The 13,528-nt window shown below is 62.4% G+C and carries 12 protein-coding genes; 5 read left to right on the forward strand and 7 right to left on the reverse strand.

The window, feature by feature from the left end; genetic code table 11:
• Positions 1-191: 191 nt before the first annotated feature.
• From ahpC to PAN31117_RS14860, 3 genes are all read right to left on the reverse strand, one after another.
• Complete coding sequence (ahpC, locus tag PAN31117_RS14850; RefSeq protein WP_039372199.1) at positions 192-755, reverse strand: alkyl hydroperoxide reductase subunit C; 564 nt, start codon at positions 753-755, stop codon at positions 192-194.
• 167 nt (positions 756-922) lie between these two features.
• On the reverse strand, positions 923-1,603 hold the full coding sequence (locus tag PAN31117_RS14855) for a Vgb family protein (RefSeq protein ID WP_150738842.1): 681 nt from the start codon (positions 1,601-1,603) through the stop codon (positions 923-925).
• Between the two features lie 44 nt (positions 1,604-1,647).
• Complete coding sequence (locus PAN31117_RS14860) at positions 1,648-2,928, reverse strand: helix-turn-helix domain-containing protein (RefSeq protein ID WP_150738843.1); 1,281 nt, start codon at positions 2,926-2,928, stop codon at positions 1,648-1,650.
• Between the two features lie 124 nt (positions 2,929-3,052).
• Between PAN31117_RS14860 and PAN31117_RS14865 the strand changes: the two genes are divergently transcribed.
• Complete coding sequence (locus PAN31117_RS14865) at positions 3,053-4,492, forward strand: DEAD/DEAH box helicase (RefSeq protein WP_150738844.1); 1,440 nt, start codon at positions 3,053-3,055, stop codon at positions 4,490-4,492.
• Positions 4,493-4,726: 234 nt separating this feature from the next.
• On the opposite strand, the gene PAN31117_RS14870 is transcribed toward PAN31117_RS14865, so the two are convergent.
• The 3 genes from PAN31117_RS14870 to PAN31117_RS14880 form a co-directional block, all read right to left on the reverse strand.
• On the reverse strand, positions 4,727-6,214 hold the full coding sequence (locus PAN31117_RS14870; protein WP_150738845.1) for a YfcC family protein: 1,488 nt from the start codon (positions 6,212-6,214) through the stop codon (positions 4,727-4,729).
• A gap of 67 nt (positions 6,215-6,281) precedes the next feature.
• A complete protein-coding gene (locus PAN31117_RS14875; protein WP_150738846.1) occupies positions 6,282-7,076 on the reverse strand; it encodes an IclR family transcriptional regulator in 795 nt (264 codons plus the stop codon).
• A complete protein-coding gene (locus PAN31117_RS14880; RefSeq protein ID WP_150738899.1) occupies positions 7,073-7,933 on the reverse strand; it encodes an N-formylglutamate amidohydrolase in 861 nt (286 codons plus the stop codon). Before PAN31117_RS14880 ends, PAN31117_RS14875 begins: the two co-directional genes overlap by 4 nt.
• A 479-nt stretch (positions 7,934-8,412) precedes the next feature.
• Between PAN31117_RS14880 and PAN31117_RS14885 the strand changes: the two genes are divergently transcribed.
• The gene (locus PAN31117_RS14885) at positions 8,413-9,642 is read left to right on the forward strand and encodes a porin (protein ID WP_246184643.1); all 1,230 of its coding nucleotides are present in this window, start codon (positions 8,413-8,415) and stop codon (positions 9,640-9,642) included.
• Between the two features lie 75 nt (positions 9,643-9,717).
• Here the strand turns inward: PAN31117_RS14885 and PAN31117_RS14890 are convergent, their stop codons facing one another.
• Positions 9,718-9,960: a hypothetical protein gene (locus PAN31117_RS14890; protein WP_150738847.1), complete on the reverse strand. Its 243-nt coding sequence runs from the start codon at positions 9,958-9,960 to the stop codon at positions 9,718-9,720.
• A gap of 250 nt (positions 9,961-10,210) precedes the next feature.
• On the opposite strand from PAN31117_RS14890, the gene PAN31117_RS14895 reads away from it, so the two are divergent.
• From PAN31117_RS14895 to PAN31117_RS14905, 3 genes are all read left to right on the forward strand, one after another.
• Positions 10,211-10,648: a MarR family winged helix-turn-helix transcriptional regulator gene (locus tag PAN31117_RS14895; RefSeq protein ID WP_052253055.1), complete on the forward strand. Its 438-nt coding sequence runs from the start codon at positions 10,211-10,213 to the stop codon at positions 10,646-10,648.
• Between the two features lie 110 nt (positions 10,649-10,758).
• Positions 10,759-12,513 (forward strand): chloride channel protein, encoded by a 1,755-nt coding sequence (locus tag PAN31117_RS14900; protein ID WP_150738900.1) that lies wholly within the window; start codon positions 10,759-10,761, stop codon positions 12,511-12,513.
• A gap of 130 nt (positions 12,514-12,643) precedes the next feature.
• The gene (locus PAN31117_RS14905; RefSeq protein ID WP_150738848.1) at positions 12,644-13,504 is read left to right on the forward strand and encodes a DUF72 domain-containing protein; all 861 of its coding nucleotides are present in this window, start codon (positions 12,644-12,646) and stop codon (positions 13,502-13,504) included.
• The last annotated feature ends 24 nt before the right edge of the window (positions 13,505-13,528 follow it).

Here is a 13,528-nt window from a genome sequence, read left to right on the forward strand (position 1 = left end):
TTTTTTCCATCTCGATAGGGTGAGCGAGGTCCACCGCGTCGGCCGGGGGCTGGCGCAGGTAAGCGTCGGGAATTCGGGGTTGGGTGCCGGCGCAGCGGGCTTTAGGGGGAACCCGCGCGCCGGCAGGTGACGCCGCTCCGTGACAAGAGCGGCGCTTGCTGCGGTACTACCGGTGAAACTCTGGGTAGTGCTTAGATCTTGCCGATCAGGTCGAGCGACGGGCTCAGCGTTTCAGCACCCGGCGTCCACTTGGCGGGGCAGACTTCGCCCGGGTGAGCGGCGATATACTGAGCCGCCTGCACCTTGCGCAGCAGTTCCTTGGCGTCGCGACCAATGCCGTTGTCGTGGATCTCGCACAGCTTGATCTCGCCTTCCGGGTTGATCACAAACGTGCCACGCAGCGCCAGACCTTCTTCTTCGATCAGCACGTCGAAGTTGCGCGAGATCGCCAGCGTCGGGTCGGCCACCATCGGGTACTGGATCTTCTGGATCGTGTCCGACGTGTCGTGCCAGGCTTTGTGCGTGAAGTGGGTGTCGGTCGACACGCTGTAGATCTCAACGCCCAGCTTCTTGAATTCTTCGTAATGGTCGGCCAGATCGCCAAGTTCGGTCGGGCACACGAAGGTGAAGTCGGCCGGGTAGAACACCACCACCGACCACTTGCCCTTCAGGGTTTCGTCGGTCACGGTGATGAAGTCGCCGTTTTGGTAGGCGTTGGCTTTGAACGGCTTGATCTGGGTGTTGATGATCGGCATGTCGTAGTCTCTTGGACGGGGTGGAAAGTGTTGCCAGTATGCCGAATGCTATTGATATATAGAAATTGATTATTGAAATCTATGCGATTAAGCCAGGCTATCGGAGCCGATAGCCTGGCTGCTATGACGACCGTCCCCGTCCGGACGGCCACGGGATTCGAGTCCTCTCAGCGGTTCGAGCCCTTCGGGTAACGCACGGCACGCACCTTGCCGCTGGCCGCACCACCGCAGTAGAACGTGCCGTTGCCGTCGTACTCCAGCCCGCTCACGACCAGACCGTCCGGCATCTGGACACGCGTCAGGACTTCGCCGCTGACGGCGTCGATCTGGCGCAGTTCGCTCTCGTCGTTCTCCCACGTGCCGTGCCACAGTTCATCGTTCGCCCACGTCACGCCGGTCACGAAGCGATCGGACTCGATGGTGCGCAGCACACGTCCATCGGTCGGGTCGACTTGCAGAATGCGTCGGTCCCGATACTGACCGACCCACAAGCTGCCCTCGGCCCACGTCAAACCGGAGTTACTACCGCGATCTGCCGGTGCAGGAATCGAGTGCACCACGCGCCCGGTAGACGGTTCGATCTTATCGATGCGCGATTCTGCGATCTGGTACAAATGCTTGCCATCGAAGGCGGTGCCTGCATCGCTAGGTGCATCGACGGTGCGGCTGACCTTGCCGTTCGCGGGGTCGAACGCGACGAGCGTCTCCCCGGTTGCGGCCCATACCTGCTGCCCGTCGAAGGTCACGCCATGAATGCGATCAATGCCAGGGAAAGGACCGTATTCGCTAATGATGTCGGCTGCGCTCACGGCGGCCGTGCGGAAGTTTCGTTGCGGTGTGCTCGTCATATCAGGCTCCGGTTGTTACGCCGCGTTCGGCGTGCAAGTCCACTCTAGCCAAACGACCATCCAGCAGGGAGTAACAAAATTGTCGTGAATTCGGTGAGCGGCGGCGTCATCCAGCGCCGCGCCCGCGCGAGGCCGACCGCTCGCACGCGCCCTTCGGCTTCGAGTTCACCGAGTGCGCGCTGAACGGAACGCTGGCTCGCGTTCAATGCAAGTGCGAGCGCCGACGTCGACCACGCTGCACCGTCTGCCAGCAAGGCGACGAGCGAGGCGCGCTCACCGTCGATGGGCGGTAGCAGGACGGCGACGGAAGGTCTGGCGATGTCAGGATCGACGGCTGTCGTGATTCGCTCAGTCGTGTGAGTGCGCGGGTGAGCGTCGAGGGGGCGCAAGGCAAAGCCGCCCGGTGTTGCATCGATCTCGGCAATGCCTTTGAGCAAAGTGCGCAAGCGTCCGATTTCGACACGCAGGCGCACCCGATGCGTCTCGTCGGGACGACGCAGGCGAAACGCCTCGGCAATCAACGTCTCTCTGTCGATATCCCCCGGCCACGCTCGCGCCAGATGCAGCGCAAGCGTGAACAACACCGGTCGTCTGGCCAGCGGACGCCACACGTTGCCCGTCCCGATGCCTCGACGGCAGGCATCGACCACCAGAGTGTCCGAGTGCAGGAGTGTGGCGGCCTCCGCGAGCGACAGCATCTGTTCGCCATCGCGATGCCACCGTCTCGCTGCCGGACGCCCCATCGTCTCGCGAAGACTCCGGACTTCGGCGCTGAGCGCCGGCACGTCGGCCGTCGCCGCCGCGGTCTGCGCCTGGTCGAGCGCGGCGTGAGCGTCGGCGATGCGTAGCGTACGTAAGGCAAGTTCCGCTGTCGTCAATGCGTGGACGGCCGTCAATCGTGCAGGGACGTGGGGCAACGGCGCGTCTTGCAAGGCAAGTGCTGCGGCATCGAGTTTGCCCAGCAACATCAGGCGCCGCGCAACGATCAGCCGCGCGAGCATGGCATTAGGGAAATCGGCGCGTTCGGTAAGCAGCGAAGCGGCGGCTTGCAGCGACCTGTGGGTGCCGCCGAGATCTCGCATGGCGAGCGCGACCTCGGCATCCGCAACGACACACCGTGCACGGGCGACCGACTCATGCGTGCCGAAGCCACGTGCAGCGCGCTTGAGCAGATCCCGGGCGCGAGCGAAATCCCCAAGCTGCGCCATCGCAATCCCACGCAACGCAAGGGCCGGTGGGTCATCGCGAAGCGCCACACGACGCAGTGCGCCGAGCGGATCGCCCGACGCCAGCGCGCGGGCCGAAGCGGCAATGAGGGAGTCCATCGCGGGATATTACCGCGCGCGACAGCGAAGTCAGGGATCGGGGCCTGACGAACGGTCGCACGACGGATGCGAAGTCTTGGGCCCAGTAACCGTTAAAATTGGGGTTTTCGTCCGGAATACGTCCATGTCTTTTGACTCGCTGGGTCTGATCGATCCGTTGCTGCGGAATTTGCAGGATCTAAACTACGAGACACCTACGCCAGTGCAGGCGAAGGCGATTCCTGCCGTCCTCGCGGGCAAGGACGTCATGGCGGCCGCGCAGACCGGTACAGGCAAGACGGCGGGTTTCGCGCTGCCGCTGTTGCAGCGCCTCGTGCAACTCGGACCGCAAGTGTCCAGCAATCGGGTGCGCGTGCTGGTGCTGGTGCCCACGCGCGAACTGGCGGAACAAGTGCTGCAAAGCTTCGTCGAGTACGGCAAGGGGCTCGGCTTGCGACTTCTCGCAGCCTACGGCGGCGTAAGTATCAATCCGCAAATGATGAAGTTGCGCAAGGGCGTGGATGTGCTCGTGGCGACGCCGGGCCGTCTGCTGGATCTGAATCGCCAGAACGCCGTGCAGTTCGACCAGGTTCAGACACTGGTGCTTGACGAAGCCGACCGTATGTTGGATCTCGGCTTCGCTCGCGAACTCAACGCGGTATTCGCAGCGCTTCCGGCCCAACGTCAGACGCTGTTGTTCTCAGCGACGTTCACCGACGACATTCGCGCGATGGCTGCGAACATTCTGCGCGAGCCGGTCGATATCAGCGTGAGTCCACGCAATGCCACGGCCAGCAAGATCAAGCAGTGGGTCATCCCGGTGGACAAGCGCAACAAGCCTGAGCTCTTCATGCATCTGGTCACGGAGAACGACTGGAAGCATGCGCTGGTGTTCGTCAAGACGCGCAATGGCGTGGACTATCTGGCGGGCGTTCTGGATGAAGCGGGCTACTCGGTCGACACCATCCACGGCGATAAGCCGCAGCCGGCGCGACTGCGTGCGCTGGAGCGCTTCAAGACAGGCGAAGTGCAGATGCTGGTGGCGACCGATGTCGCCGCGCGCGGACTGGACATCGACGACCTGCCGCTCGTCATCAACGTCGATCTGCCGATCGTGGCACAAGACTACGTGCACCGGATCGGACGTACCGGCCGTGCAGGGGCGAGCGGCGTAGCCGTATCGCTCGTGTGTGCCGACGAAGCGCCACAACTGGCCGCCATCGAAGCACTGATCCAGCAAACGCTACGTCGCGAGGAGGAGCCCGGCTTTGAAGCCGAACACCGTGTGCCGGAGACCAGCGCGACGGGGCAAGTCATCAAGAAGCCGAAAAAGCCGAAGAAACCGAAGGTGTTGCAGACCGGCGTGGGCACAACGCCCGCGTCGGGCAAGAAGCCGAAGCCACAACACAGCGAGAAGCCGCGCAAACCTGCGACACAGAGCCCGACATCGAAAGGCACCAGCCCGAAGCCCGCCAGTGGCAACCCGTTCGGCGGACAAAAGGCGCATAGCAAGCAGGCAAAAGACTCCGTCGCGAATTTACTTAGGCCCGCCGGTAAAACGGCAAATGGTCGCGGCAAACGATAGTCTCGAAACGTGAGCCCGCACGCTGGTTGCTCGGTACTCTCCAATGCCGTCGTCGCGTCGTTCAGCGCGGAGGCCCCCGGTTAGGTGCGACGACGGCTCTGCGTTTGAAGAATGCGTTGACGTGGCTACGGCCGGATACTACGGCCTACCGCACAGTGACACTTGATCCGAGCAACATGGTTGAGACGAAAATCAGAAATTGCTGGGCTTTTCGCAAACCCCTACGCAAATTACTCAATACCCCGTCACCACCGCAAACGCGAGTGCGCCGCCCGACAGCAACAGCAGCACGATGAACAGCGGCAGGATGAACTTGATCCACTGACCGAACCCCACACGTGCCGTGGCGAGATACGCGAGCAGCATGCCCGACGTCGGGGTAATCATATTCGTCAGTCCACCACCGAGCAGGAACGCCAGCACCGACGTCTGCGGACTGACGCCCGAGAGTTGCGCAATCGGTCCGATAATCGGCATGCTAACCGCCGCCTTGCCCGACACCGAGGGAATAAAGACGTCCAGCGCCATCTGTACGCCCATCAGGCCGTTTGCGACCGCCACCGCCGACTGTCCGCGCACCGTACGCGTGAAGTCGTTGATCAGCGTATCGAGCACATAGCTGCCATGCAGAATGATCTCGACGGACGCCGCGAGACCGATGAGCAATCCGGCGAGCATCATGCCCTTGAGCCCCTCGACGAAGGCATCCGCCGCCGTGCGCGAATCGAGACGACCGACGACGGCTGTCACAAGACTCGTCAGCACGTAAAAGGCCGACAACTCCAGATTGCCCCACTTCAGTTCGCGCGTGCCATAGACGAGCATCGCGGCCGCCACAGCCAGTACAAGCAGCGTCGCCTTGTGACGCCCCGACAATCGCGCGTGCAGATGCGCTACCGTCGCCATTTGCGCGCGCGCCTCGCTTAGCCGGTATTCGCTGCGATAGACGTGCCACAGAAAGTAGGCGATGCCCAGCGCCAGAAACACCACGAACACCGCGATACGCAAACCGATCCCGGAAAACAGCGGCAAGCCGACGAGCGGCTGCGCCACGGCCAGCGCCAGCGGGTTCGTCACCGATGCGATGTAGCCGATCTTTGCCGCAATCGCCACCAGCGCGACGGCAAACAGATTCGACAGTCCAAGTCGGCGCGTGAGCACCATCACCATAGGAATGACAACGAGATACTCGGAGATGAAGCCGAGCAGCGTGCTGCCTAACGCGATCAGCACCATCAACAGCGGTGCGAGCACGTACATGTTGCCGGACGTGAGCTGCAGCAGCCGGTCGATACCTGCGTCGATAGCTCCCGTCTTTCGCATCACGCCGAACATACCGCCGACGAACATCACCATGAAGATGAGCGGTGCATTCTTCACCAACCCTTGCGGCACCGAAAGAAACGCGGAGACGACGTTCGCCGGTTGTGCCTGCTCAGGCGTGCTGTGTGTGGCTTTGGGCGCGATCAGCATGCCGATGTCGTGCGCCTTCGGCACCACCTCGTACGTGCCCGGCACCACGAGCTTGCCGTCGCGCTCGAAGCGTCCGGCATCGACCCACCAAGTCATTGCCACGGCCATTACGAGCACCCACAGCATCATGACGACGGGGTGCAACATCTTGCCGTGTGGCTTCTCGGTATGTCCCGCAGGCGGGTCCGGCAATTCTGATTGCGAGGATGCGGAGTGCCCGTCGACGGGTGTCGGCGCGAGTGCTGTCATGTCTGTCCTGCCTGTTGTCTCTTGTTGTATTCGTGAAATGACGTCGCACTGCGCCTGAGGCAGTCGGCTACGCCACCTTATTGGCTTGCGCCTCGAACGGGGCCGGTGCGACAACGCCCCCCGTGTAACCCAGTTCAGCGGAAATCTGACGGCTGCACGCTTGCAGACGCTCCAGATAATCCGGGATCTCGATACGGCTGATGCGCGCTTCCGGCCCCGAAATCGAGAGCGCCGCAACGACCTCGCCCGACACGTCGCACACTGGCACCGCAATGGCGACGGCACCACTCGTGACTTCGCCCGCACTCATTGCATAGCCCTTGCGGGCGACGGCGGCGAGTTCATCCGCGAATGCCATCGCGTCGGCCGCAACCGGCACGTGCTTCATCCGCGCAAAAAACTCGTTGCGAATGGCGTCCTGCGAAAACGCGAGCAGCAATTTGCCCGATGCCCCCGAACTGAGCGGCCGACGATTGCCGACCGAGCCAACCGAGCGCACCTGATGCGTGGTTTCGCAACGCGCGACGCACACCGTTTCCAGCCCTTCGGGCACGCGCAGCACGACGGTCTCGTTGATCGCTTGATTGAGGGTCAGCATGTGCTTCTGCGCCGCGCGTACGAGAATGTTCTGCTGCGAAGCAGCCACCCCGATCACGAACGCCTGCGGGCCGAGCGCGTAGGTCGTCGTGCGCTCGTCCTGCAGCACGAAGCGGTTGTGCTCCAGCGTGCACAACATGCGATAAGTGCGTGACTTGTTGATGCCCAGACGGTTGGACAACTCGGTCACGCCCAGCCCCGGATGCTCCGCTACGAGCGAGAGCAGTTTCAGGGCGCTGTCGACGGAATCGACGATGTAGTTCATGGGATTTCCTTCGGGCTTGACTGCGAGCGGACCCATCGGGCGAGCGCAGCCGTGAACGTTTCCAGATGGCGCCCGAGCGTATCAAATCCTGCGTGCTTCACAAAGCGCGCCTCATCCATGTACAACGCGCGGTTGATTTCGATTTGCAGGCTCGAACGGCGGCGGGCCGGATCGCTCACCGCCGTGAGCAGATCGCCGCCCTGATACGGCGTATTGACCTGAACCCGATAGCCCAGTTCGCGAAGCTGGTCGGCGACCCACTGCGTGAATGCCGGATCGGACGTCGTGCCCAGCCGGTCGCTCACCACCATATCGGGGCGCGCCGCACCGTCGTCCACATTCATGGCGTTACCGCGCGACTTCATCGAATGACAGTCGACGTGCCACAACGCGCCGTGACGCGCATAGGCGTCCTGCGCCGCATCGATCAGCGCCTGACGGTACGGCAGGTAATACGCGTCGATGCGATGACGCACCTCGGCCACCGTCAGCTTCCGGTCGTACATCGGCATGCCAGGCAGGGCGTAGCGGCGCAGCAGCCCCATGCCGCGCGCCGAGTACTTCTCCGGCGCAATCGGACCGGGCCAGGGCGCGTCGAGCATGTCGGCGTCGATGTCGGTCACGGCACGATTGGCGTCGATGTACATGCGCGGGAAGTTTGCGGCGATCAGCGTGCCGCCGTGGCGTGGCACACACGCCCAAAGCTCGTCGACGAAGGCGTCCCAGCCGGTGAGGAGCGCAGCATGCGGCACCAACGTGTGGAAGTCGTCCGGCATGCCGACGCCGCTATGCGGCGAGTCGAAGACGATCGGTAAAGACACGCTGGACAAGTCGGCCGCGCCCGCAGCCGGACGCATGACGACGCACGCTTCGCTGCGCGACACGCAAATGTCTGCCGACGAATCCGTTGTGCGGTTCGCGTCTTCGGCCTTGTTGTTTTCTTGCGTCACCATCAAAAATTTTTTCCGCGTTCCCACGACCGCTGACCGGTCGAAATCGCTCCCATCGAAGCTCACGAATTCTTTGTTGTTTTATTTATTAAAACAACGTATTGAAAATTAAACATCAAAAATTTGAGCCGGTCAATTGAGGAATCTGTCATCGACGTACGGGATGACAAATACCTTACCGACCATCTCGGCAAAAACCAATGCCATCAAGCATGTTTTAGTGATTGAAATACAAAAATCGGCAATCCCCTCTGCACCTGTCTGCTCGATTTTTTTCCGATGGTTGACGTGTCAGAAGCATCAACTCGATAATTTTCAAAACATTGTTTTAATTATTAAAACATCTGTAACAAACCAAATTTCACACAAACACCCGGAGGGGGGATATGAAGCACAAGGCCTGGCCAATCGCTCGCGTGGCCGTCATGGGGATGGGAATGGCACTGACGGGGCTCAGCACGTCGGCGCTCGCGCAATCCAACGTCACGCTTTACGGCCTGATCGATAGCGGACTGACCTATGTCAGCAAAGTCGCGGGACCGACGGGGACCGCCACCGGCAGCCGTTTCAGCGTGGACAGCGGCGATCTCCAGCAATCGCGCTGGGGTATGAAGGGGACGGAAGATCTCGGCGGCGGTCTGAAGGCGCTGTTCATCCTTGAGGGCGGCTTCTCAGTGGCGAACGGCACGTCCGGTCAGGGCAATCTGCCGCTCGGACGCACGTCCGTCGTCGGCCTGTCCAGCCCGTACGGGACGGTGCAAATTGGCCGCCGCAAGGATTACATCGACGAGATCGCCACCTGGTATTCGAGCGTCTACAACTTCGGCGTCTTCATCAACGGCGTTCACGACAACAACCTCGACCGCGTTGGCGGCAATCGCGCCAATAACTCGATCCGTTACGACACGCCGGACTTCCGTGGGCTGACCGCCAACGTGACGTATGGCTTCGGCGGGACCGCCGGGTCGATGGCCACGGGGCAATCGCTGGGCTTCGGCGCGAACTACAAGTACGGCGGTTTCGGCGTGGGCTTCGGCTATTGGCAGTCGCGTCTGGGCACCGGCACGGCGAGCACGAACACATCGAGCGACGTGGGTGCGTCATCCGGCGCAGGCTGCGATCCGGCCTACGGCAATGCAGGCGCGGTGTGTATCCGCACGTGGATGGTAGGCACGAGCTACAAGTGGGATAAGGCGCGCGTCTACGCGTCGTGGTCGCGCACGTTGCAGCCGCTCGCGCGCTTCGGTGGCACCGCCGCCCCGTTCGCAACGACGTTTACCAGCACAGCAAGCAGTGGCGCATTCGCGGCCGCAGGGTCGAACAACAACGCGACGAACGTCTTCGACGTGGGCGTGAACTACTGGGTACTGCCGAATCTGGAACTGATCGGCGCAGTCCTGCACTCGCGCTACTCGTTCGTGGGCGCACCGGCGACGGGTCGTCTGCTGCAATTCAACGTCGGCCTGGACTACTTCCTGTCCAAACGCACCGACATCTACACGTACTTCGCCAACTTGCGCGCGACAGACATGTACAACCCGGGCATCACGGGTGGCGCACCGGGACGCGATGCGACTCAGAACGCCATGACCATCGGCATGCGTCATACGTTCTGACGCGGCCCAGACTATAGGTAGGAAAGCGTAGGAAAGCCGCACCCTGCAACGGGGTGCGGCGGTGCTTTACCGGACTCAGCGGGGAGGCGACTCCCCGTCGTCCCGGCAATCGCTCCCGGAACAGCGCGACGGCGCACCGCGCGCATGCGCGGTATGTCCGGACGACGTGCCCTGACGTCCGAAGCCAATCTGCTGAAAAACACCGCCACCGATCTCGAATCCGGTGGCGTAGTGATAAGCGGCAACGGTCGAACCAAGTGCCACCGACAGCAACAACAACGTACCCGTACGCCAGCGGCGTCGGACCGTGGAAGCCATGTCTCCTCCCTGTCAGAGGTCGGCCCGCTCGGAAGACATCTGTCGCCGGTTCCAGGTAAACAGCACGCCGGCACGGCTACGTCTTGGCGGGGATCGAGTTTCCAGTCACTACTGAGTCTCGTTTTTTCGCGATTCTGCACGCGTCAGCCGCGAATTGTCACCCCGGCTATCCCTAAGACCGAGCAAATATATCGTGATGTGATATATTTTTTGGCTTTCGGACATATCCCATTTCCCTGACGGCCGACTTATGACTGCACCGACTCCGCCGAATGCACCGATCACAGGCGACGCGCTGACCAAGAGCGATTTCGAAGCGCTCTCCGAGTTTCGTTATCGTCTGCGCCGCTTCCTCAATTTCAGCGAGACGGCGGCACGCGAAGGGGGTATCACACCCCAGCAGTATCTGTTGTTGCTGCACGTCAAAGGTATCCCGGGACGCGAGTGGGCGTCCATCAGTGAATTGGCGGAGCGCCTGCAAGCGGTGCACCACAGCGTGGTGGCCCTCGTCGCACGATGCGAGAAGGCTGGCCTCGTGACCCGCCGCCAGAACGAGAGCGACCGGCGCGTGGTCGAGGTGCATCTCTCGCCGAGCGGCGAAGCCTGCCTCGCGAATCTCGCCGCGCAGCACCGCAACGAATTGAGCACGTTTGCGGACATCTTCCACATTCGTGGCGTTCATCTGTAATTCCCAGGACTGTCATGGCGACCGCTTCTCAACCGGCTCCTCAAGCTGCTTCGGTGAGTGCGTCTCAATCGACGCATGCGTCGAACACCCATCACTCACCGCTCACGCCCATGGCCTTGCCGGAACACGCCCGCGACTTCGCGCGCGCGCCGGGACTGCCACGCCTCATCGCACTGGCCGCCGTTATCGGCTTCTGCGGCGTGCCCGCCGCCTGGTTGCTGCTGAACCTGATTCAGGGCTTCACCAACCTCTTCTTCTATCAGACGCTCTCGTTCACCCCGCACTCCCCCGCGGGCAATACGCTCGGTGCCGTGGTCATCGTACTGCCGGTCATCGGCGGTCTGATCGTGGGCGCCATGGCGCGCTTTGGCAGCGACAAGATTCGCGGCCACGGCATTCCGGAAGCGATCGAAGCGATACTGTTCGGCAAGAGCAAGATGTCGCCGCGCGTGGCCGTGCTCAAACCGCTGTCTTCAGGCATTGTGATCGGCAGTGGCGGACCGTTCGGCGCGGAAGGTCCGATCATCATGACGGGCGGGGCCATCGGCTCGCTGATCGCGCAGTATTTCCACCTGAGCGCCGCCGAACGCAAGACGCTGCTCGTAGCGGGTGCCACTGCGGGCATGACCGCCGTGTTCGGCACGCCGGTCGCGGCCGTGCTGCTCGCTGTCGAACTGCTGCTGTTCGAATGGCGTCCGCGCAGCCTTCTGCCGGTGATCGTGGCGTGTGCCGTAGCCGGTTTTGCGCGGCCGTTGCTGCTCGAAGCCGGGCCGCTCTTCCCGATGACGACGCCCGCCGTCTCCCTGATTGCACTGGCGTCGTGCGTGATCGCGGGCGTGTGCGCCGGGCTGCTGTCGGCCGGGATGTCGCGCGCGCTTTACGCCATCGAAGACGCCTTCCACAAGCTCCCTGTGCACTGGATGTGGTGGCCAGCCATTGGCGGCCTCGCCGTGGGTATCGGCGGCTATCTCGAACCGCGCGCGCTGGGTGTCGGTTACGACGTGATCGCCGACCTGCTCGCCGGTCATTTCACGCTGCATGCGGCAGCGGCGCTACTGCTCGTCAAGGCGCTGATCTGGGCAATTGCACTCGGCTCGTGCACTTCCGGCGGCGTGCTCGCCCCGCTGCTCATGATCGGCGCCGGTCTGGGGACGTTGCTCGCACCGATTCTGCCCGGCGGCGACATCACTTTGTGGGCGCTCGTGTGCATGGCCGCCACCCTCGCAGGTGTGCTCGGTGCCCCGCTCACGGCCATCGTCTTCGCGTTGGGACTCACTCACGACGTCAATGCGCTACTGCCGTTGTTGCTGACCTGCGGCGTGTCGTACGGCGTAACAATCTGGATCATGCCGCGCTCGATCATGACGGAGAAGATTGCGCGGCGCGGACGTCACATTCACCGTGAATACGGCGTCGATCCGCTGGAGCGTCTTCACATCGGCGAATTGATGACGCACGAGCCGGAAGCGCTTGTCGCCGACATGACCATCGACGAAGCCGCGAAATGCGCCTTTGGGGCGACGCAACGTCACCGCGCTTATCCGGTGATCGACGCCTCACGTGCCGTGCTAGGCATGGTCGACCGTCAGGCGCTCACGCGGGCACAGGAACAAGGTCTGCAAACGCTTGGCCAGCTATATGGCGTGAATCCGCCGCTCGTCGCCCTGCCGACCGAAACCGGACGCATCGTATCGGCCCGCTTAGCCGCGCACCATCTGGAGCGTCTTCCGGTGGTGAGCGACGCCACTTCGCGCAAGCTCACTGGCATCATCAGCCGCAGCGACCTCGTCAAACCTGCCGAACACTGGTGCGCTGAAGAGGAAGTGCGCGAGCGTATGCTGCACCTCGGACGCAAACGTCGCTGAGAGTCATCCCCCACTTACGCAAGCGCTCCACGCCGGGTGCGCGTCGACACCATTGACGCGCGCCCGGCCGTTGATCCACCATCGGGGCTTCCTCCCACCGAATGCGCACCGGCGCGTGCGCCTCCACCCGATGGCGACGACCCGATCCTCCAAAGCTTCGTCCTCCGCAACAACGCCGCCCAAAGCCCCCGACACGCGCATACGCATCGGCGTCGGCGGCTGGAACTTCGCGCCATGGCAAGACACGTTCTATCCCGAGAAGTGGCCCAAGCGACGTGAGCTCGAATACGCGAGCCGTCACCTCACGTCCATCGAAATCAACAGCACGTTTTACGGCTCGCAAAGGCCCGCAACATTCCGCAACTGGTTCGACGAAACGCCGGACGATTTCGTGTTCTCGGTCAAGGCGTCACGCTACGCCACGCACCGGCGTGTGCTGGGGGAAGCGGGTGAATCCGTGGCGCGTTTCTTCGATAGCGGCGTGCTGGAGCTCGACAAGAAACTCGGCCCGGTGAACTGGCAGTTCGCGCCGACGAAACAGTTCGACGCAGAGGACTTCGAGCATTTTCTGAGCCTGCTGCCGAAGTCTGCGAACGGGCACACAATTCGCCACGCCCTGGAAGTCCGACATGAGTCCTTTGCCGTGCCCGAGTTCGTCGCACTTGCACGCAAGTACAAGATGGCCATCGTGCTCGCAGGTGATGCCAAATTCCCGTGCATCGCAGACATTACTGCGCCCTTCGTCTACGCACGCCTTATGGGCACCGAGGAACGCTACAAACTCGGCTACGCGCCTAAAGCCATGACGCAGTGGCTAGGCCGCGCGACCACGTTTGCGAACGGCGGCGTTCCGGACGATCTCGATACGGTGGCCAAAGCCCCGCCCAAGGCCAAGCATCGCGACGTCTTTCTCTATGTCATCAGCGGCTTCAAGGAACGCAACCCGGCCGCTGCGATGGCGATGATCGAGGCACTCGCCAGGCGAAAATAGAACGCCCATAAAAAAAAGCGGCGC

The organism is Pandoraea anapnoica, from assembly GCF_902459765.1.
GTDB lineage: Bacteria > Pseudomonadota > Gammaproteobacteria > Burkholderiales > Burkholderiaceae > Pandoraea > Pandoraea anapnoica.

Coding starts and splice junctions, on each gene's coding strand:
- ahpC (WP_039372199.1), bottom strand. CDS start 755: ATGCCGATCATCAACACCCAGATCAAGCCGTTCAAAGCCAACGCCTAC.
- PAN31117_RS14855 (WP_150738842.1), bottom strand. CDS start 1,603: ATGACGAGCACACCGCAACGAAACTTCCGCACGGCCGCCGTGAGCGCA.
- PAN31117_RS14860 (WP_150738843.1), bottom strand. CDS start 2,928: ATGGACTCCCTCATTGCCGCTTCGGCCCGCGCGCTGGCGTCGGGCGAT.
- PAN31117_RS14865 (WP_150738844.1), top strand. CDS start 3,053: ATGTCTTTTGACTCGCTGGGTCTGATCGATCCGTTGCTGCGGAATTTG.
- PAN31117_RS14870 (WP_150738845.1), bottom strand. CDS start 6,214: ATGACAGCACTCGCGCCGACACCCGTCGACGGGCACTCCGCATCCTCG.
- PAN31117_RS14875 (WP_150738846.1), bottom strand. CDS start 7,076: ATGAACTACATCGTCGATTCCGTCGACAGCGCCCTGAAACTGCTCTCG.
- PAN31117_RS14880 (WP_150738899.1), bottom strand. CDS start 7,933: ATGCGTCCGGCTGCGGGCGCGGCCGACTTGTCCAGCGTGTCTTTACCG.
- PAN31117_RS14885 (WP_246184643.1), top strand. CDS start 8,413: ATGAAGCACAAGGCCTGGCCAATCGCTCGCGTGGCCGTCATGGGGATG.
- PAN31117_RS14890 (WP_150738847.1), bottom strand. CDS start 9,960: ATGGCTTCCACGGTCCGACGCCGCTGGCGTACGGGTACGTTGTTGTTG.
- PAN31117_RS14895 (WP_052253055.1), top strand. CDS start 10,211: ATGACTGCACCGACTCCGCCGAATGCACCGATCACAGGCGACGCGCTG.
- PAN31117_RS14900 (WP_150738900.1), top strand. CDS start 10,759: ATGGCCTTGCCGGAACACGCCCGCGACTTCGCGCGCGCGCCGGGACTG.
- PAN31117_RS14905 (WP_150738848.1), top strand. CDS start 12,644: ATGGCGACGACCCGATCCTCCAAAGCTTCGTCCTCCGCAACAACGCCG.